Annotated in this window: 19 protein-coding genes and 1 tRNA gene; 9 read left to right on the top strand and 11 right to left on the bottom strand. The window is 56.9% G+C overall.

Features of this window, described 5'->3' with window-relative positions; all coding sequences use genetic code 11:
- Window positions 1-15 precede the first annotated feature (15 nt).
- The 8 genes from ACR42D_RS12520 to ACR42D_RS12485 form a co-directional block, all read right to left on the bottom strand.
- Window positions 16-261 carry a permease gene (locus ACR42D_RS12520; protein WP_484567127.1) on the bottom strand — a complete coding sequence of 82 codons (246 nt, stop codon included), beginning with the start codon at window positions 259-261 and terminating at the stop codon, window positions 16-18.
- Window positions 262-392: 131 nt separating this feature from the next.
- Complete coding sequence (locus tag ACR42D_RS12515; protein ID WP_484567126.1) at window positions 393-509, bottom strand: desulfoferrodoxin FeS4 iron-binding domain-containing protein; 117 nt, start codon at window positions 507-509, stop codon at window positions 393-395.
- Between the two features lie 179 nt (window positions 510-688).
- Window positions 689-868 carry a CsbD family protein gene (locus ACR42D_RS12510; protein WP_484567125.1) on the bottom strand — a complete coding sequence of 60 codons (180 nt, stop codon included), beginning with the start codon at window positions 866-868 and terminating at the stop codon, window positions 689-691.
- A gap of 35 nt (window positions 869-903) precedes the next feature.
- A complete protein-coding gene (locus tag ACR42D_RS12505) occupies window positions 904-1,062 on the bottom strand; it encodes a DUF3309 family protein (RefSeq protein WP_484567124.1) in 159 nt (52 codons plus the stop codon).
- Between the two features lie 211 nt (window positions 1,063-1,273).
- A complete protein-coding gene (locus ACR42D_RS12500) occupies window positions 1,274-2,053 on the bottom strand; it encodes a BON domain-containing protein (protein WP_484567123.1) in 780 nt (259 codons plus the stop codon).
- 128 nt (window positions 2,054-2,181) lie between these two features.
- Window positions 2,182-2,709: a HEAT repeat domain-containing protein gene (locus ACR42D_RS12495; RefSeq protein ID WP_484567122.1), complete on the bottom strand. Its 528-nt coding sequence runs from the start codon at window positions 2,707-2,709 to the stop codon at window positions 2,182-2,184.
- Between the two features lie 96 nt (window positions 2,710-2,805).
- Window positions 2,806-3,117: a BON domain-containing protein gene (locus ACR42D_RS12490; RefSeq protein ID WP_484567121.1), complete on the bottom strand. Its 312-nt coding sequence runs from the start codon at window positions 3,115-3,117 to the stop codon at window positions 2,806-2,808.
- A 340-nt stretch (window positions 3,118-3,457) separates the two neighbouring features.
- The gene (locus ACR42D_RS12485; RefSeq protein WP_484567120.1) at window positions 3,458-3,604 is read right to left on the bottom strand and encodes a lmo0937 family membrane protein; all 147 of its coding nucleotides are present in this window, start codon (window positions 3,602-3,604) and stop codon (window positions 3,458-3,460) included.
- A 461-nt stretch (window positions 3,605-4,065) separates the two neighbouring features.
- On the opposite strand from ACR42D_RS12485, the gene ACR42D_RS12480 reads away from it, so the two are divergent.
- From ACR42D_RS12480 to ACR42D_RS12450, 7 genes are all read left to right on the top strand, one after another.
- Window positions 4,066-5,619, top strand: a complete 1,554-nt coding sequence (locus ACR42D_RS12480) for a response regulator (protein ID WP_484567119.1) — start codon at window positions 4,066-4,068, stop codon at window positions 5,617-5,619.
- An 83-nt stretch (window positions 5,620-5,702) separates the two neighbouring features.
- The gene (locus tag ACR42D_RS12475; RefSeq protein WP_484567118.1) at window positions 5,703-7,352 is read left to right on the top strand and encodes a PAS domain-containing sensor histidine kinase; all 1,650 of its coding nucleotides are present in this window, start codon (window positions 5,703-5,705) and stop codon (window positions 7,350-7,352) included.
- Window positions 7,353-7,386: 34 nt separating this feature from the next.
- Window positions 7,387-7,758, top strand: coding sequence for a response regulator (locus tag ACR42D_RS12470; protein WP_484567117.1), 372 nt, complete (start codon window positions 7,387-7,389; stop codon window positions 7,756-7,758).
- Between the two features lie 658 nt (window positions 7,759-8,416).
- The gene (locus ACR42D_RS12465) at window positions 8,417-9,880 is read left to right on the top strand and encodes a TrkH family potassium uptake protein (protein ID WP_484567116.1); all 1,464 of its coding nucleotides are present in this window, start codon (window positions 8,417-8,419) and stop codon (window positions 9,878-9,880) included.
- A complete protein-coding gene (locus ACR42D_RS12460) occupies window positions 9,877-10,548 on the top strand; it encodes a potassium channel family protein (protein ID WP_484567115.1) in 672 nt (223 codons plus the stop codon). The genes ACR42D_RS12465 and ACR42D_RS12460 overlap by 4 nt, the downstream gene beginning before the upstream one ends.
- 263 nt (window positions 10,549-10,811) lie before the next feature.
- On the top strand, window positions 10,812-11,540 hold the full coding sequence (locus ACR42D_RS12455) for a Crp/Fnr family transcriptional regulator (RefSeq protein WP_484567114.1): 729 nt from the start codon (window positions 10,812-10,814) through the stop codon (window positions 11,538-11,540).
- Window positions 11,541-11,752: 212 nt separating this feature from the next.
- Entirely contained in the window at window positions 11,753-12,754 is a 1,002-nt protein-coding gene (locus ACR42D_RS12450) for a fatty acid desaturase (protein ID WP_484567113.1), read from the top strand.
- Window positions 12,755-13,069: 315 nt separating this feature from the next.
- Here the strand turns inward: ACR42D_RS12450 and ACR42D_RS12445 are convergent, their stop codons facing one another.
- A complete protein-coding gene (locus ACR42D_RS12445) occupies window positions 13,070-13,354 on the bottom strand; it encodes a DUF6538 domain-containing protein (RefSeq protein WP_484567112.1) in 285 nt (94 codons plus the stop codon).
- A 153-nt stretch (window positions 13,355-13,507) separates the two neighbouring features.
- A tRNA-Leu gene (locus ACR42D_RS12440) sits at window positions 13,508-13,594 on the bottom strand.
- A 159-nt stretch (window positions 13,595-13,753) separates the two neighbouring features.
- On the opposite strand from ACR42D_RS12440, the gene ACR42D_RS12435 reads away from it, so the two are divergent.
- Entirely contained in the window at window positions 13,754-14,659 is a 906-nt protein-coding gene (locus tag ACR42D_RS12435) for an AEC family transporter (protein WP_484567111.1), read from the top strand.
- 76 nt (window positions 14,660-14,735) lie between these two features.
- Here ACR42D_RS12435 and ACR42D_RS12430 read toward each other — a convergent pair whose 3' ends face one another.
- Window positions 14,736-16,457 carry a methyl-accepting chemotaxis protein gene (locus ACR42D_RS12430; RefSeq protein WP_484567110.1) on the bottom strand — a complete coding sequence of 574 codons (1,722 nt, stop codon included), beginning with the start codon at window positions 16,455-16,457 and terminating at the stop codon, window positions 14,736-14,738.
- A gap of 173 nt (window positions 16,458-16,630) precedes the next feature.
- Here ACR42D_RS12430 and ACR42D_RS12425 point away from each other — a divergent pair, with 173 nt between their 5' ends.
- Window positions 16,631-17,848, top strand: coding sequence for a bifunctional folylpolyglutamate synthase/dihydrofolate synthase (locus tag ACR42D_RS12425; protein WP_484567109.1), 1,218 nt, complete (start codon window positions 16,631-16,633; stop codon window positions 17,846-17,848).
- Window positions 17,849-17,860: the final 12 nt, after the last annotated feature.

The following is a 17,860-nucleotide window of genomic DNA, read 5'->3' as shown; positions in this document are numbered from 1 at the left end:
ATCCTTTCGGCAGGGTCAACGTACCACAATCTTCATAAACAGGATGAGCAGGACGCCGCCGATATAATCACCGACCACGAACTGCCAGGAAAGGAAAAGACTGATGATACCGAGTTCCACAACCAGATGAGTGGAGGCCGGTATGAACGCTAGGGCGGGCACCAGACCAGCACCCTTCGCAAAGAGTGAACGCGCGGTGGATAGGGCGGCAAAGCTGCACGAACTGGAAATTGAAGCCGAAGATCGTACCCAGGCCCACACTGGACGCCGAGGTCCCGTCCATGCCCTGTTTCATCCGTTTGCGGGTCACAAAGACCTGAATCATGCTGCTTGTCAGAAAAGGGGCTGTGCCAGGTCACGAGCCCCTTTTTTATTGGCTGATAATTGAGCGGTTATTGTTTCTCCATGGGTTGATCACAGCAGACGAGATCGCCTTCGCCGCCTTCCTTCACTTTAATCTCTGCACCACAGACGTTACATTTATAGATTTCACCTTTTTCGGAAGACATAGACTTCTCCTAGTTTGAATGATTACGACCGATCCTGGCAGGGACCGATATATTTTTTCATGTTCTCAACCGACACAAGCACCGGCGCGGAAGACAGAGGGGAAAGCCGAGACCCCTGGGTGAAATGACAGAGCATTTCCATCCCGGCCCCTGATCAAATTCCACTAGCGGAGTTTATCCTAGTTGCCCGCGGTCTCTTCGACCTCGCCCACTCCGGCCTGAATCTTTCCGGCAAGCTTCTCCGCCTTGCCCTTGATCTGCATCTCGTGGTTGTCGATGGCCTTGCCGATGACTTCCTTCACCTTGCCGGAAGCCTGGTGCAGCTTGCCTTCAACTTTATCTTTCGTACTCGGTTTCATGATTTTCTCCCGTCGATTAAAGATGATGGCGCCGTCTACAATCTGCCGGTCAGCAGCAGGACGACGAGGATGATCGCGATGAGCCCCAGCCCGCTGCTGGGCCAATAGCCCCAGGAGCGGCTGTGCGGCCAGACAGGGATGATTCCCAACAATGCAAGCACCAAAATGATGAGGACTATCAATCCAAGAGACATGATCTCTCCTTTGTTAAAGTGTTGGCGGGAACGGGGCGGTGGAGTGCTCGGGCGTCATCCCGATCTAAACTCCACCGCCTTTACCGGCCGAACCCATGAGAATCTGGAGCAACATGACCATCCACCCGTTATCTTGCGACGCCGCCCCGTTGGGGGAAGGGTCGGTGGGCTGCCGTTCGGCCTGCTCCTGATTCTCTTTCTCTTGGGCTTTTCAGCTGATCTTGATGTTGTTGACCACACCCTTCACGCCATGCACTTCGCTCACGTACTTTTCGGCCAGGTTCTTTTCGGCACCATTCTTGGCCGTGCCGCTCAGGGTGACGATGCCGTCCTTGGTCGTGACGCTGGTGTTCAGGGCGCTGGTCGAGCGATGGTACAACAGGGTGCCCTTGACCATGGCGGTGATGGACGCGTCGTCAACGGAGTCGCCGACGGCTTCCATCTTGTCGGCGGCCTTGGACGTTTTCTTGGCTTCACCGGGCACAGTCATCTCGTTGATGACCCTTTTGACGCCATCGACGTCGCCGGCATACTCGGTGGTCAGGTCCTTCTGGGCCAGGCTCTCGGCCTCGCCGCGCAGGGTGACGACGCCCTTTTCGCTGGTGACGTTGGTCCCGACGGCATTCACGTTCTTACTGAACAGAAGGTTGAACTTGACCTTGGTGATGAGCCACGCGTCCGAACCGGGAGCAGGGGGCTTGCCCTTCATGGTCAGCTGGTTATCCACGCTTTTCACACCGGGCAGGCCTGCAACGGTGTCATTGGCCAGGGAGCGGTGGGATTCCTCGGCAACGGTCCCGGTCAGCGTCACGGCGCCGTCCTTGGACGTCACCTTGACGTTGTCGTCCTTGAGGTAGGTTTTGAACACATAGGAATCCTTGGCGGCGGACTCGATGCGCGTGTCCGTCGATGCGGCGTACACGGTGGCAGTCCCCAGGATAGCGAACGAAAGGACTAGAGTCAGGCTCAACAGATATAATGCTTTTTTCATTTGAAATTCCCCTTACGGTTAAAAAGCCAGGTAGATACGTTTATTTGATACGATATATATCAAGACCGCCGGAACACAGAAAAGTTGAGGAACGCGAACCCGTCTCCGGTTCATGTGCCGGGTTTATGCTAGCCAGCACTCCAGGAATTCTCGCTCATACGGGCCAGGAGCTTCTGCGCAAGCAGGGACGCGGACTCAGGCAGCGCTATCAATTCCAGGGCCGACATAAGGGGCACAAGCAGGTCGTCGTAGCCGCTTTCTTGCTGATTGAGAAAGACGTGGTGCGCGCCCTTGCGCAGAGCCACCGACTCTATGCCCTCTTCGACCAGCGCGCCCAGTAGCTCCGGCCAGGCCGCCATACCGAAGGTTTTCAAGCCCTCGGCGGCCAGCCAGACCACGTCATCATCGTCGCCGCGAAGCGCCTTCACCAGGGTGGGGATGGCCCGTCTGTCGCCCATGACGCCGAGGGACTTTGCAGCTTCCCAGCGAACCTTGTCTGAAGGGGAGTCCTGCAGAGCCTTCATGAGAGAGGGGACGGCAGGCGCGCCCATGGCTACCAGCGATTCCCGAGCGCTTTTGCGGGCCATGCCGTCCTTGCTGCCCAATGTATTCATCAAAGAATCCAGTGTATTGCCGGAAGAAACCTTGTCGATCATAGTATCCCTCCTGTGGGAGATTGGATGTGTGGTTACGGTGCGGAGCGGATTGGAATTCCGCCACCGCAACATGACCGCCGTGCATGCAGGCCTTCGTTATTTGACCCGCATTTTCTGATCGACTGACTTCACACCATTAACCTTGCGAGCTACTTCCACGGCCTTGTCGATGTTGGCCTGGGAACTGACGAAGCCGCTGAGCTGGACCACACCCTTGAAGGTTTCCACGTTGATCTCGCTGGACTTCAGGGTCGGCTCATCAAAGATCATGGCCTTGACCTTGGTGGTGATGACGCTGTCATCAACATACTCTCCCGTCCCTTCGTGCGTCCGTGTGGAGGCGCAACCCAGGGTAAGGGCCATCAGGGCTACAAGAATGAAGGTGATAATGCGGTTACGTTTTGTCATGACGATACTCTCCAGAGGTCTGACGAAGGCAAATCTCCCGTGCAACCGATTGCTTCAAAGGGGGAGGGTGTGCTTCGTAGGTTGTTGTACAAGGTGTTCGCGCGCCATGCTTGGTCATTGCCAAGCCACAGTGGACGTTGACGGGAAATTGATGCGCTAGAGTATTCCCATGATGAACGACCAGGCCGGTATGGTGCTGAGAATCATCAGGATGATGATCAGCAATGATATTGCGCCATATGACATAATATTGCTCCTGTTGTTTCATTGTCACAGGGTTAAGGATGTTATGGCGGAGTGTTTCCGCACGGGCAGTCGGACTGCCTTGGATTCAAAACAATTACGGCCGACGCCCACGGACCAGGCGGATCAGGATCATGATCACGGCCACAACCAACAAAATGTGGATAAACCCGCCTATGGTATAGGAGGAAATCAGACCGAGCGCCCAAAGGACCAGCAATACTATCGCGATAATCTCAAGCATGTTTTGACCTCCCTGTTGTTGGGGTGAGACCTTCACGATACGAGATATACCTCGATGGCAGGAATCGGTCTGTGCGATAGTGCACGTAGGGGCATTTCTTTATCTAATCTGAGCGACTATAAAACCAACATAGCCATAACACTCCCGGCAAAGCCGAGGGAGATATCAGGAAGACTAGGAAGGTGTTCCCGGATTCCCGCCGATACCGCGCCCACAACGGCTATGCACTGAAATATTTCTTTTTGACGTCCTGATGCTGATATATGAACAAGGGGTTTAAAATACGGCGATAATCACTTCCTTGCGCTCCGCCACGGCACAAATACGGCAAGACCTATGTGCGACAGCGCACGGACGTCACAAGCTTTTTCCCTCATTGTCATCATGCCGGGTCCCTACGTTTTTGCTGGTCAGGAAAAACAACCGGTCAGCCTCTTGGTCAACTAATTGGGCAGGGTATCATGCGCACCAAAAAGCTAATTTTATGCGTTGATGACGAGGACATGAACCTTGATCTCCTCGACGCCACTCTCTCGCCCAGAGGGTATGATGTGCTTCTGTGCGAAAGCGGACACAAGGCGCTGGAGCTATTGGCAAAACACCCGGTAGACTTGGTGCTTCTCGATGTCATGATGCCCGGGCTCGACGGCTACAACGTGTGCCGAACCATCAAGGCTGATAAGCGGTTCATGCTCATCCCCGTGGTTATGATCACCTCTCTGAAATCAAAGGACGACCGGATCAAAAGCATTGAAGCCGGAGCCGAGGACTTCATCTCCAAGCCCTTTGACCAGACCGAAGTGCTGGCCAGGATCAAGATGCTTCTGAAGGTGAGGGAATTGAACGTCAATCTCGCCCGCGCCTACGACGACATCAACAAACTCACGACCTTCGGTAAAATGGCGGTGAAGAGCTTTGAGAGCGGGCAGTTCAACCTTGGCTTCGCCATCGACAAGATCATCAAGCAGGTCATGCCCGGCCCGGGTTCTGGTGACGGCCACCCGGGCATGTGCGTTGTCGGAATACCGCTTGAGCAGGATGGCTGGGAGTGGACACGTTTTGAAAACGAGCCTGCGGGCATCAAGAGCATCCCACTTGACATGGACCTCCAGATTCATCTCCATCTTCCGCCGGACAACAAGGCCAGGATCGTTTCCTACGACGCAGAGAATCTGAATAATAACTCGAAGATGAAAAATCTTGTCAACCAGCTGCGGATGTCCTCCATACTTGTGGACAATCTTTTATGTTACCTGAGCTCCAGCCTGTGCATCTTCACCATGAACTATAGCCGGGAGATCACGAGACACGACGCCGATGTCCTGAACACACTGGTCATGCACACACTGTTCGTCAAATCGACACTGGAGAATATCCATGAGATTGAGGGGGGATTCACCTACAGCTTGCATGCCCTGGCTCGGGCCTCTGAGGCCAACGACGAGGACACTGGCAACCACATTCTGCGGGTTGGTACTTATGCTTCGATCCTGGCCACGGAGCTCAAGCAGTCAGAAGCGTTCTGTCGCGACATCAAGGTGCACGCCCTGACCCACGATGTGGGCAAGCTCCATGTGCCCCTGAACATCCTGATCAAGCCGGAACCACTCAACAAGGCCGAGTTCTCGTTCATGAAGAAGCACACACAGTATGGAGCCATGATCCTGGGAGGCCACCCTCGGCTGCGCATGGCCAAGACCATCGCTCTCACTCACCACGAGAACTGGGACGGCACAGGCTATCCGAACGCCCTCGTTGGTGATGCCATTCCCCTGGCCGGTCACATCACCAAGCTGGCCGACCAGTATGACGCTCTGCGCAATGCCAGAGTCTACAAGGCAGCCTTTGACCACGCGACCACGGTGCAAATACTGACAAAGGGCGATGGCAGGACCCAGCCCAAGCACTTCAGTCCAACCCTGCTCGCGGCCTTTGCGTCAATTGCGTCGCGATTTGACGATACTTTCAACAGCCTAAGTGACGATTTTTATGATAAAGTGCAGGTGGTTGCATAATTCAATGTGTAATAATCCTTTGAAGACAAGCACCGCACCCGTCCTGATAAAGCACGTTTAGCACGACCCCAGTGGAGCGGCACATGTCCAATACAAATAGCAAGTTATCAACAATTAAAGATGGATCCTGCAAGCCAGACGTCCTTTCCGAAGACCAGCAGCAGGAAGCCATTCTTACGGCAAAGACTTTGCAGGACGCCATTTTCAACAGCGTCAATTTCTCCAGCATCGCCACCGACGCCAAGGGTGTCATCCAAATCTTCAATGTCGGTGCCGAACGCATGCTGGGCTATACCGCCGCAGAGGTGGTGGCCAAGATCACTCCTGCCGAAATTTCCGATCCGAAGGAATTAATAGCGCGCGCCGAGTCGCTCTCCATGGAGCTCGACACGCCGATCTCTCCCGGCTTCGAAGCCTTGGTGTTCAAAGCCTCGCGCGGTATCGAGGATATCTACGAACTGACATACATCCGTAAGGACGGCAGCCGGTTCCCGGCCGTGGTGTCGGTTACCGCGTTGCGCGATGTCCAGAGGGGCATCATCGGCTACCTGTTGATCTGCACCGACAACACTTCGCGCAAGCAAATCGAAAATGAGCGGACGAAACTGGATCAGAAACTGCGCGACCAGCAATTCTACACACGTTCGCTCATCGAATCCAATATCGACGGGCTCATGGCCACAGACCCGCAAGGCATCGTCACCGACGTCAACAAGCAGATGGGAGAGATCACAGGCCGCACCCGCGACGAGTTGATCGGCGCGCCGTTCAGGAGCTACTTCACCGATCCAGCACTGGCCGATGCTGCCATCAACAAGGTTCTGGCCGAAGGAAGCATCACCAATTACGAGCTCACCGTGCTCGACCTGGAAGGCAGGAAGACCGAGGTGTCGATCAATGCTACCATCTTCTACGATCGGGATAGGAGGCCGCAGGGAGTGTTCGCCGATGCGCGCGACATTGGTGAGCGCAAAAAGGCGGAACAGCTTCAGCAGTCACTCATGAAGGCGTCGGAAGCGTCCAGCAGAGCCAAGTCCGAGTTTCTCGCCAACATGTCCCATGAGCTCAGGACTCCGCTCAATTCAATTATCGGTTTTGCCGAGGTGCTCCAGGACCAGCTCTACGGCGAGCTTGGCTCCAAACAACTCAAGTACGTGGAAACCATCCGCAAGGCCGGACAACACCTGCTTGTGCTCATTGACGACATCTTGGATCTGGCCAAGATCGAGGCCGGGAAGATGGAGCTGGAGCCGAGCGAGTTCAGCCTGCAGGATGTCCTGTCGCACAGCATGTCCATGTTGAGCGAGAAGGCTCTCAAACATAGCATACAGTTCAGCCTGGATGTTGCACCAGAGACGCCGAATGATATGGAGGCAGATGAGCACAAGCTCAAGCAAATTCTGTTCAACCTGCTTTCCAATGCCTTGAAATTCACAGCCGACGGAGGCTCTGTTGCCCTGCACGTCAGGCCTTATCAGTCCAAAGCGGGGTGGCTGGAGGTCGAGGTCCAGGATTCCGGCATCGGCATTTCCGAGGCCGACATTTCAAAATTGTTTTGCGAGTTCACGCAACTTGAGTCGCCGTTGGAAAAGAAGCACCAGGGCACCGGCCTTGGGCTGGTGCTGACCAAGCGGCTGGTACAGGCCCACGGCGGCCACATCAAGGTCGCCAGCGAACTCGGCAAGGGCAGCACGTTCTCGTTTCGCATCCCGTCTAGGCGGGAGAATGCCTGACTGACGCTGTAATCAGCAGTGAGGATTGATTATTATGGCCAAGATTCTGCTTGTTGAGGACAATGCCGACAATCGGCTTTTGGTGAAGGACATCCTGAGCTACAATGGGCACGACATTCTCGAAGCCCCGGACGGCATGACCGGAATACGCATGGCACAGGAAAGCATGCCGGACCTCGTTCTCATGGATATTCAAATGTCTGTGCTGGACGGCGAAAAGGCGTTAAGTGTTTTGAGGAATAATCCGCGTACAAAGACTCTGCAGGTCCTTGCACTGACCTCCTTCGCCATGAAGGGCGATCAGGAAAGGCTGCTCCAGATGGGTTTTGACGGCTACATCGCCAAACCCATCAATACGCGGGAATTCCCTTCCCTGATCGAGGACTTCTTGTCACGGAAGAAATGAGGAGTCTCACCAGTCTCGTCTTTGGACACGAATCGGGGGGCTCCGTCCACAAGGGAGGCCCCCGATGAAGGCAGCAGAAGAAAGTTGCCAAGCAGAGGCTGAGCGTCATAGAATTGGCCTAGAGCCAGGGCAATGTCAGCGAGACGTGCATGCGGCGAGACCTGCACCGTTGCCAGTTTTACGAGCTCAAGCGCCGAGTTCAGCCGCACGGGCTGGAGGGCCTCGATGATCTGCTGTCCATTCTCAAACCCCACTCCATTACGATTCTCACGGGGGGATCCACTTCACCCCTATTACCCGGTTCTATTAGAAGGGGGAGGCTTGCCGTGACGCTTCTGATAACAGGCTGTTGAAAAACGACGATCTGCGTCGTTGCTTAAAAAACTTCAACCCCTCACGTACCGGAATTACTCTTCGGCCTTAAACTTTTTTCCACGCCTAGCACCTCACCATTTTTGAACGGTCTGCTTGTTATGACTTTTTCAACGGCCAGATAACTCAATCTGCTGAAAGTGGGGCTGTTTGAGCTGGGAAACAGGCAGCTAGGAGGCTCAGGGATGTAATAACAGATGAATATCGCGACTATTCTTTGATTAAATTGAAAGGAGCGGTATAATAACGCCACTGATCACAATCACCGCGGAGAGAGGATTCTCTTATGGCTAACCAGGCAACAGGACTGAGATATGCCGTGCGGTTTCGTGTGGTCTTCAAATATTTCGGTCAACTATGTCTTGTGCTTGCGACGCTGTCGTTGGTGCCGTTGGCGGTCTCGCTGTACTTTGGAGAGACGTCCATCAGCCTGCGGTATGTCCTTGTGATCGGCGGGCTTGCAGCCCTTGGGATCGGTCAGGTCCGGCTGCGGGCTCCATCCCGAATCCAGGCCAATGAAGGCATGGTTGTGGTCGCGCTCATGTTTCTCTTCACTCCGCTCGTGATGTCCTACCCGATGATGGGCGCGGGGTTCGGATTTCTGGATGCCCTCTTTGAAGCCATTTCAGGTGTGACGACTACGGGTCTGAGCACGAAGGCCACGCTCGCCGGGGCATCAAAGACGTTTCTTTTCGCCCGTGCCTGGATGCAATGGTATGGCGGGCTGGGTGTTGTCGTCCTCTCTTTAGCGCTCATTATGCAGTCGGGTCTGGTGGCGAAAGGGTTGGCTGTTACAGAGGCCGAAACTGATGATTTGGTCGGTGGCACTCGGGCCTACGCGCAACGAATCCTGAAAATCTATGGAGCGTTAACCGCGTTGGGTATCATCGGATCACTGATGGTTGGAATCGGTTTTTGGAAGGCTGTCCTGTATACTTTCGCGGCGGTCTCAACCGGAGGCTTTGCCCCATATGACGGCAGTCTTGCGACCTTCGGCTGGCTTCCACAGGTATGGATCACCCTGCTCTGCCTTGCCGGAGCGACTCCATTGGCACTCTATTACCGAATGGCAACGAGAAAACGACATGTGCCCGTGGATTATCTGCAATTCAAACTCCTTGTACTGATTCCCATAATGGCTTCGCTGATGGTGGGCGCTACCATGCGGCTGAACGCTGGCATGGATTGGTCAGAGGTATTCCGGCATGCGCCTCTGCTCGCTTTTTCCGCACAGACAACTGCAGGGTTTTCCTCGATGCCATGTGAACAGCTTGACCCGGGATCGAAGCTAATCTTGATTTTCTCCATGCTCGTCGGCGGCGGTGTAGGGTCGACCTCCGGCGGATTCAAGCTGCTCCGCTTGCTGATTGTGGTGAGTGTATTTCGATTGCTTCTCCTTCGAACCGGCCTGACGAAACACACCATTATCGAACCGAGGCTTGCCGGTCGCCGATTGCAGGACAAGGAGATACGTATGGCTCTGCTCCTTATCCTGCTGTTCATCTTGATCGTAGCGATGTCCTGGTTGCTGTTTGTGGCAATGGGTTACGACCCGCTCGACTCGTTGTTCGAAGTGGCCTCAGCAACCGGAACAGCAGGGCTTTCCGTGGGGCTGACAAGCGCGGCATTACCCTCCCTGCTCAAGGGAGTCTTGTGCGTCGATATGTTGATGGGAAGACTTGAAATCATAGCGTGGCTGGTAATGCTGTACCCCGGAACATGGATTGGCAGAAGACTGGAGGGAATATGAGAACTGTATTTATTGGAGCCGGTGACGTCAGCATCGGAACAGCAAAGGCGCTCATCGAGAAGGGCCACGAAGTCATCATCATTGAGACTGACAAAACAAAAATTGACGATTTGTCTGAAGAGATGGATTGCAGCTTTCTGTTAGGTGATGGCAGCCGCCCCGATATCCTGCGTGAGGTGAATCCGGAACAGACCGACATCCTGTTTTGCTTGACCGATAGCGATCAAGCAAACGTCATTGCCAGCCTTGTCGGTCGTTCACTGAAATTCAAGCGAGTAGTGACGAGTATCCGGGATGAACAACTTGAGGACATCTGCCAGGAGTTGGGGTTGAAGGACACGATAATTCCGTCTCGAACCATCAGCCGTTACCTGGAGGACATGGTCGGCGGCAGCGAAAGTGTTGAGTTGTCGGCGGTTCTCAAGGACGAGGCCCGATTTTTCATGTTCACGGCCACGGAAGAAGAAGCCGTTGTCGTCGAAAAGCTGAAACTGCCTGAGGATGCCCGCGTCATTTGTTATTATCGTGAAGATAAATTTGCCCATGCAAATGAGGAGACGGTACTGCAAGTCGGCGACGAGATCGTGATTCTGACACACAGCAACCACTTGAATGAATTGGAAAAGCGTTGGCAGGCAAAGCCACGGGTCGAGAAGCCGTCGGATTAGGTCCCGGAAAGTATCAGATACCGGCCCTATACTCTCAATGAAAGCTCGGGAGTGGAGTGGGGACCGCAAAGACCCGGTGACCGTTTTTCCCCGGAGCCGGGCTTTACCGGATCATCTTCGTTCGATTTGGGTTAAACAATTCTTTAGATTCAGATGGAGATAAATCTGAGCCGAAGGCTTGTTAGCCTCTGTGCAATAGACTATGGTGGCGGTAATACTCATAATAATCCATGCGAATTCCCAAGATATCAAAGGAGGCACGCATGCAATCAGCGCCTACGCTGAAGCAAAATCATCTTTTGGCCGCCTTGCCAGGGAAGGTCCAGGACCGTCTGTCTCCTGACCTCGAGTTGGTGGAGTTGGCTTTGGGCGAGGTCTTGTACGAGCCCGGGGAAGCCGTGACCCAGGTATATTTCCCCACGGATTCCATCGTGTCCTTGCTCTACGTGATGGAGGACGGTGGCTCGGCCGAGATATCGGTGGTGGGCAACGAAGGGTTCGTTGGCGTCTCCCTGTTCATGGGCGGGGGAAGTACCACGAGCCGGTCCGTGGTTCAGAGCGCCGGATGGGCGTTCAAGCTGCCGGGCCAGAGGTTCATGGACGAGTGCAACCGCCATTCCCAGATGACGGAGCTGGTATTGCACTACCTCCAATCCCTGATCACGCAGATGGCCCAGACGGCGGTGTGCAATCGTCACCACTCCATCGACCAGCAGCTCTGCCGCTGGCTGCTGCTTTCGCTGGACCGCCTGTCGGACAACAACCTGGTCATGACCCAGGAACTCATCGCCAACATGCTCGGCGTGCGCCGTGAAGGCGTCACCGCAGCCGCAGGCAGGCTGCATAAGCTCGGCGTCATCGAGTACAGCCGCGGCCGCATCACGGTGCTGGACCGGCCTCAACTTGAGGCGTTGTCTTGCGAGTGCTACAGCGTGGTCAAGAAAGAGACCGACCGCCTGCTGCCTTATCTTGTGCCTCGCAAAGACGGATAAGGGAAGGGATAGGCAAGAGCTGATGTTGACGCCCGCGTGAAACATGGTTGGTCCGTGTAAAGCGCATTTGTTTTGGCGGGCGGCCTTGTGTCGAGGAGTGGTTCCGGACCGGACACACCGGCCGAACAGTGCGCCCTCTCTTGATGGAAGTATCCGCGTCGTATATGGTTACTATAGTAACAGTGCTTTAATTCAGGGGAGGGCGAAGTGGCGTGAATGATACCAATGAGCTTTCGATTACGGAGCTGCGCAGCCTGCTGAAGCCCTACGCAAAACCGGATAACGGCCGGGCCGTATGGCAGATTGTCGACACCTATCTGCCCTATTTCGGTATTTGGGGACTCCTCATATATCTGCTGAAGAGTGGAGCGTCTTTTTTCGTGATCGTTCCGCTTCTCATTCTGGCAGCCCTGGTGTTGGTTCGCATTTTCATCATATTCCATGACTGCACCCATGGTTCGTTCTTCGCCTCGCGTCGGGCCAATACCATCCTCGGATATTTTTCAGGCTTTTTGACGTTCACTCCGTTTACCTATTGGCAGCACAACCATATGGTTCATCATGGCACTTATGCGAATCTGGACAAAAGAGGGGTGGGCGACCTGTGGACGCTGACCGTAAACGAGTATCTGGCACTCTCTCCGGCCAAGCGCCTGGCCTATCGCCTTTACCGCAACCCACTCATCTTTTTGGGGATTGGTCCAGGGTATTCATTTTTGATTACCCAGCGATTCTTGTACAACTGGGAAGGAAGACAAGAGCGCTTTAGCGCCACGGTCACCAATGTGGCAATCGTGATGATTGTTGCCCTGGCCAGTCTGACCATTGGCTTCAAGACCTATCTGATAATTCAGGTTCCAATAATGCTTATTGCGGGTGCGGCCGGGGTGTGGCTGTTCTATGTGCAGCATCAATTCGAGGGTGTCTACTGGGCGCACCAGGACGAGTGGGATCCTGCGAGAGCCGCCATGGACGGAAGTTCCTATTACAAGCTTCCCAAGGTCCTGCAATGGTTCACGGGGAATATTGGCCTGCATCATGTGCATCATGTCTTGCCAAGAATCCCGAATTACAGACTTCAGGAATGCTATGACGCTATCCCGGATATGCAGAAGGTCCAGGCATTGACCTTCTTAAAAAGTCTGAGGTCGTTGAAACTGAATTTGTGGGATGAGGAACAGCGCAAGCTTGTCAGCTTCGCATCATTGAATTGAATGGCAGAATGAGCCCAGTGCTGCTGACTGCAGACAAAGCCCGATTGGGACCGTCTGCTTGGCGGAAAGTCCGTTATCAATCTGCTATGGAGGGACTGGAACCGAAAAGATTCCCTAGCCTTTGCTGTTTAATCGCGACCCGGTCTCGTCTTTTCCCTTACCATCGGACATATCCTGCGGGGCTGTTTTTACGCTCAATTTGGTGTTCAGGAAACCCCTGAGGCAAACCAGTTGAACGCCAATGGAATTTGCAGCCCAGAGGGCAGGGGGCCCCCCTGCCAAAAATCGGCGGGAAGTCTCTACTACTAGCTGGTCCTAAGGTGGGGGCTTACGCTTGAGCCAGTCATTCATGAACACTTTTATCTGGTCGAAATCATCCATGGGGAGTTCACCGTTCCTCATCTTGGTCAGTATTCGTTTTACGCCCGAGGCCAATATTCGGGCCTTGAGCCTTGCTTCGGCCAGATAGCCTGTCTGGAGAGACATCCTGACTTCGGAGCGGCCCAACGAGTCCCGCAGGTCGTGCGGGATGACGTGGCGAAAGTAATAGATTGAGCCCTTCCGGTAGAGGTGGTTCGGGGAACGTGCGATTTGCGGCATGTGAGGTCTCCGACGGCAGACGATTCCGGGTACTTTGACCCATCACTTTAACCCCTTGGGGTCAAATTACGCCGAGAAGAAGACGATCACGTAACTTGCCGTATACAAAAGAAAAAGGGTTGCAGCTAGTTAGCCGCAACCCTTGTTCTTTACTGGTGCCGAAGAGAAGACTCGAACTTCCACGGTCGTAAAACCACATGGTCCTGAACCATGCGTGTCTACCAATTCCACCACTTCGGCACGTTCAGGCGAAAAGGGGTATATATGCCCTGCGGTCGGTTGGCAAGCATTTTTTGCGGGGAAATGCGAGAACAATCGGCCGGGCCTGTCGGAGCGGGGCGAACATCTTGAAATTACCGTTAAATCCCGGTATCGACAGGGGCACATCCGGAGTAATCAATGGACAATTTTCTGCTGTTGGGCATCTGTTTCGCGCTGGGCGTGGGGCTGCGGGTCGCGGGGATTATCGATGAACACGGCCCGGCCGCGCTCAACGCGGTCATCATCCACATGTCCCTGCCCGCCCTGGCCCTGCTGTACGCGCACGACCTGCCTATCGGGCCGGAGCTGATTCCGCCCGCGGCCATGGCCTGGGTCGTCTTCGGCGTGGGCTACACCCTGTTCGCCTCCCTCGGCCGGCGCATGGGCTGGGACCGCAAGACCGTGGTCTGCCTGGCCCTGACCGGCGGGTTGGGCAACACCTCCTTCGTGGGGCTGCCCATGATCGAGGCCTTTTACGGGCCGGAGTATCTCGGCGTGGGCATGCTCTGCGACACGGCGGGGTCCTTCATGGTCCTGGCCGTGCCCGGCATCGTCCTGGCCGCCGGGGTCTCGGGCCGGGACGTGAGCCGCCGCGAACTGGTCCGCAAGGTCCTGCTCTTTCCCCCGCTCATCGCCATCGTCCTGGGCTTCGCCCTGCACGCCGTGCCGTATCCGCAGTGGCTCACCGGGATGCTCTCGCGCCTGGGGTCCACCCTGAGTCCCCTGGCCCTGTTGTCCGTGGGCCTGACCCTGCGCTTCAAGTCCATAGCGGGCGTGGGCCGGGAGCTGGCCGTGGGACTGGGCTACAAGCTGGTCGCGGCCCCGGTGCTCATCCTGATCCTCTACGTCTGGGTGCTGGGCCAGACGGACACGGCCACCAAAGTGACGATCTTCGAGGCGGGCATGGGGCCGATGATCTCCGGCGGGATCATCGCCATGACCTACGGCGCGCGCCCGAACCTGGCCGCGACCATGCTCGGCATAGGCGTGCCGCTCTCCATCCTGACCCGCCCCCTGTGGTACTGGCTGCTGACGTTCATCTGAACCGGTCTGCTTCCGTATCATGAAAAAGGGCGCGCCGCCGTAGCGGTGCGCCCTTTGTTTTGTTCAGCGTAGCGGACTAGAACCGTTCGAAGTCCTTGTCCTCCATGGAGTCCATGTCCAGGTCGAGCCCCGTGTCGTGCGCCTGCGGTTTCGCGGGCGGCAGTTGGGCCTGCGCGGGCCGGGAGACCCTGGTCTGGGTGGTCTTGGGGCGGTCGGCCTTGGGCCTGGGCCGGGATACGGACCGGGAGTCGATGGTGAAGTACTGCATGGCCTGCTGGAGCTGGCCAGCCTGGGTGGTGAACTCCTTGGCCGTGGCCGCCAGTTCTTCCGAGGCCCCGGCGTTCTGCTGGATGACGCTGTCCAGCTCCTGGATGGCCCGGTTGATCTCCTGGGCTCCGGCGTTCTGCTCTGTGCTGGCCGCCGAAATCTCCTGGACCAGGTCGGCGGTCTTGCGGATGTCGGGCACCATGCGGGTCAGCATGGCCCCGGCCTCGTCCGCCTTGGCCAGGGTGGTGGTGGACAGCTCGCCGATCTCGGCCGCCGCCGCGCCGCTGCGTTCGGCCAGCTTGCGCACCTCGGCCGCGACCACGGCGAATCCCTTGCCCGCCTCGCCCGCGCGGGCCGCCTCGATGGCCGCGTTCAGGGCCAGCAGGTTGGTCTGTCTGGCGATCTCCTCGATGATCGAGATCTTCTCGGCGATGTTCTTGATGGAGTGGACCGCTTCCATGACGGTGTCGCCGCCCTTTTGCGCGTCCAGGGCCGTCTGGTGGGCCATGCGCTCGGTCTGGGTGGCGTTTTCCGTGTTCCGGCTGATCTGGCCGATCATCTCTTCCATGGAGGCGGAGACCTCCTCCACGGACGCGGCCTGGCGGTTGGCGCCGTCGGCCAGGGAGGTGGCCGAGCTGGTCACCTCGGTGCTGCCCGAGGCCACCTGGTCCGCGCCCTCCTTGGCCTGGCCCACGATCTGGCGCAGGCGGCGGACCATGACGCCCAGGGAGGCGGTCAGCCTGCCGGGTTCGTCGTTGTACTCGGAGGAGATGTCGCGGGTCAGGTCGCCCGCCGCCACATGGTCGGCCAGCTCCAGGGCTTCGTGCAGCGGCTGGATGATGGACCGGACAATGAGCAGACAGAAGGGCAGGATGAGCAGGGCGAAGACGCCGAGGATGGCGCTGCTGATGATCCACACGTAGCGGGAGACGATCTCCTCGATCTGGTTGGTGATCTCCAGCTTCTTGTCGTTCACGTTGTCGAGGTAGACGCCGGTGCCGATCCACATGTCGGTGCCGGGGATGAGCGTGGCGTAGGAGAGCTTGGGCTGGTCGCCTTTGCCGGGCTTGGGCCAGATGTAGGTCAGAAAGCCGCCGCCGTTATGGGCCAGCTTGTTCAGTTCAACGACCAGCTGCACGCCGTTGGGGTCCTTGAGATGGCCCAGGTCCTTGCCTTGCAGCGAATGGTTCGGGGGCAGGGACACGTTGGTCGTCTTGTTGTAGACGAAGAAATAGCCGGACTGGTCGCTTTCGAAGCGGATTTTGTCGATCAGCTTGCGGATGATTTCGATCTTGGCGTTCTCGTCGGGTACATCGGCGATGGCCGCGCTGATGCTCTCGGCCATGGCCTTGGTGGCGACTTCGATCTTGCTGTTCTCGCCTTCGAGCATGGCCTTGGTGGCGAAGTCGACACCCACGTCCTTCACTTTGTTCACGCCGTCCAGAAAGGCCAGGGTGAACCCGGCGGTGAAGACGACGATACAACATATCAACAATAAGATACGTACCTTGATGGTCATTTTTCTGAGCATTTGCTTCTCCTTGCAATGTGGACAGCTACAGCGACTACCATATTTGCTTCCCTTTGCACCATAGGGGAATTGCAGATTATAACGCGCTGGCGGAAAGGGGATTCTCGGGTATACCGGGATGGACGGCCTCAGGGGAGTTCCATCCCGGCCGCATTCCTGATAGGAAGCCCCTCGTGACACGCTTCAGCAACTACACCGAACTGACCGCCTACATGGACCGGCTGGGCCTTTTCCACATGGACCTGACCCTGGGCCGCATGGAGGCTTTCTGGAACGCCCACGGCCTGCCCGCGTTGCCCGTGGTCCACGTGGTCGGCACCAACGGCAAGGGCTCCACATCCGCCTTCCTGACCTCCCTGGCGCGCGCCCACGGACAGAAGGTCGGCACTTTCTCCTCGCCCCATTTCGTCTCCCCGCGCGAGCGCATTCAGGTCAACCGGCGCATGCTCTCCCGCGAGGACTGGGTGGACCTGGCCAACGAGATTCTGTCCGTGCCCGGCGGCGGAGAACTGACCTATTTCGAATTCCAGACCTGCCTGGCCATGCTCGCTTTTGAGCGCGCCGGGGTGGACCTGGCCGTGATGGAGGCGGGGCTGGGCGGACGCTACGACGCGACCAACGTGTTCCGCCCCGGGCTGACCCTGTTCACGCCCATGGGGTTGGACCATGAGAAGATCCTCGGTCCCACGCTGACCGACATCGCCCGGGACAAGGCGGGCGCCATCCACGAGGGCGGGGTGGCCTTGACCGGCCCCCAGGATCCAGAGGCCATGATCCAGCTGCAGAACCGGGCCGAAAAGGTCGGGGCGCGGTTGGTCTATGCCGTGGACGCTGCCGGGCCCGTGGACGGGATCAAGCTGGGGCTCAAGGGCATCCACCAGACCGCCAACGCCCGTCTGGCATTGGCCGGGTGGCGCTGGTTCGCGGCGAGCCGGGCCTTGCGCACCGACCACGCCACCGAGGTCTTCGGCCTGGAGAGCGCCTTCCTGCCGGGCCGGTTGCAGAGCGTCGAGCTGGACGGCCGTACGATCATCCTGGACGGGGCGCACAACGCCCACGCCCTGGCCGCCCTGAACGCGGCCCTGCGGGCGGACAACATCCGGCCGGGCAAGGTGATCTTCGCCTGCCTGCGCGACAAGAACCTGACCGACATGTTGCCGCTCATCCGCACCCTGACCGACGGGCCCATCCTGGTCCCGGCCATGGAGGGCGAGCGGGCGGCCGACAACCGGGCTATAGCCGAGGCCATCGGCGGGCGGGCCGTGACGTCGGAATCCATGGAGGCGGCGCTGAGGCAGGGGCCAGATGTGGAGGGACCGACACTGGTCTGCGGGTCCTTGTATTTGCTTGCGGAGTTCTATATTCTGTATCCTCGTTTTCTCACCGCCTAACACTGGAATACG

This window comes from Pseudodesulfovibrio sp. lm2024 (assembly GCF_051175575.1).
Classification (GTDB): Bacteria; Desulfobacterota; Desulfovibrionia; order Desulfovibrionales; family Desulfovibrionaceae; genus Pseudodesulfovibrio; species Pseudodesulfovibrio caledoniensis.
Note: the sequence above shows the minus strand (reverse complement) of the source record. Positions and strands in the feature narration are given on the sequence as shown.